Below are 1,654 nucleotides of genomic sequence, written 5' to 3' on the forward strand. Positions count from 1 at the left end.
TAAGGACATTGCTTTCAATGAAAACAAAAAATACTTGCCTGACCCTGGCCTTGATTACTGCTGGTGTGGTGACACCGGTGTACGCGCAAACGGTAGCCCCCCCCCCGGATGCGGGTCGTTTGCAACGCGAATTGCAACAAGTGCCGCCCGCGCCACAAAAACCATCGACTGGTGTTACCGTGCCGCAAGCGCCGCGCGAGAAAGTGGCACCGGGTGGTTTGCGTGTGGCCCTGAACCAAGTGGCCTTTAGTGGCAACACGGTGTTTGACTCAGCCCGTTTGGCTTCGGTGGTTCAAGGGGCCATGGGGCAGTCGTATGATCTGGCCGGGTTTTATGCCCTGGCCGATCAGGTGGCCGAGTTTTACCGCAGTGAAGGCTATGCATTTGCCAGCGTGTTTGTGCCCAGCGACGGTTATCGCGATGGCGTGCTTACCCTGCAAGTGGTGGAAGGGCAGTACGGTGAGCGCCGTGTGCGTGCATCCGATGCATCACAGGCCAAAGGTGCACAAAAGTTTGTGGATGTTCTCAAAGCGGGCGATCCCATTTATGCCCCTGACCTGGAGCGCGCCGTCTTGCTGCTGGATGATCAACCGGGAGTGGATGCCACACCGGTGATTAAACCCGGGCAAACTGTGGGCACGGGCGATCTGGATGTCGAACTAAAACCGCTGGACAAAGTGGGCGGCAGCATCGGGCTGAGCAACCACGGCAACCGCTACACCGGTTATTTGCAAGCGCGCGCCAATGCATTCATCAACAGCCTGTTTCAGTTTGGCGACCAACTGAACGTAACCGCGCTGCAAAGCGATGAAGACTTAAGTTACGGCGCTGTGCAATACAGCGTACCGATTGGTGGCAACGGTTTGCGAGCCACAGTGGGTTACAGCGTGACCGATTACGAATTGGGCCGCGAGTTTGCCAACCTGCGCGCCAGTGGCAAGGCTGAGACTGTGTCAGCCGGCCTAAGCTATCCTTGGATACGTTCACGCAACACCAACGTGAGCTCCTCGCTGGTGTTCCAGAAAAAGGACTTCTTTGATGAACAGCAAGCGGTGAACGCCACGGTGTCACGCACAAGTGACAGCGTATCGGTGATTACCAACTTTGATCACCTGGATGCATTTGGCCTGACTTACGGCCAACTGGACTGGACCCAAGGCAAGTTCAATGGCCCGGTGCCCGATCCTTCAAGAACGAATGGTGAATTCACACGGGTGAGCTATGATCTGGTGCGCCAGCAGGCACTCAAGCGCAGGCTCAGTGCCTATGCCCGTTTGAATGGGCAATTGGCTTTGGACAACCTGGACAGCTCCGAGAGCTTTTCCTTGGGCGGCCCCTATGCAGTGCGCGCCTACCCCACGGGCGAGGGCACGGGCGATGAGGGCATGTTGGCGCAGTTCGAGTTGCGGTTTCAGTACACCGAGCGAATCAGCCCGTTTGTGTTCTACGACATTGGCCGGGTGAAGTTGGAGAACGACCCCACGGCACCGGGCAACAACGACCGAACCCTAAGCGGAGCGGGTGTGGGTGTGCGTTACCAGGAAGGGCCTTTGGCGCTGGAGCTGTCGGTGGCGGCCCGTGGAACGGGTGGTGTGGCACAGTCTGACCCAAGGGACAATAGCGTGATGACCTGGCTGACCATGCGGTATGCGTT

Annotated in this window: 1 protein-coding gene; it reads left to right on the forward strand. The window is 57.8% G+C overall.

The features are described from left to right. Nucleotides 1-17: 17 nt before the first annotated feature. The coding region (locus VGE55_RS06410) for a ShlB/FhaC/HecB family hemolysin secretion/activation protein (RefSeq protein WP_331130883.1) at nucleotides 18-1,654 on the forward strand (1,637 nt) is incomplete at its 3' end.

Origin of the sequence: Limnobacter sp., from assembly GCF_036405155.1 — a bacterium.
Taxonomy (GTDB): Bacteria; Pseudomonadota; Gammaproteobacteria; order Burkholderiales; family Burkholderiaceae_B; genus Limnobacter.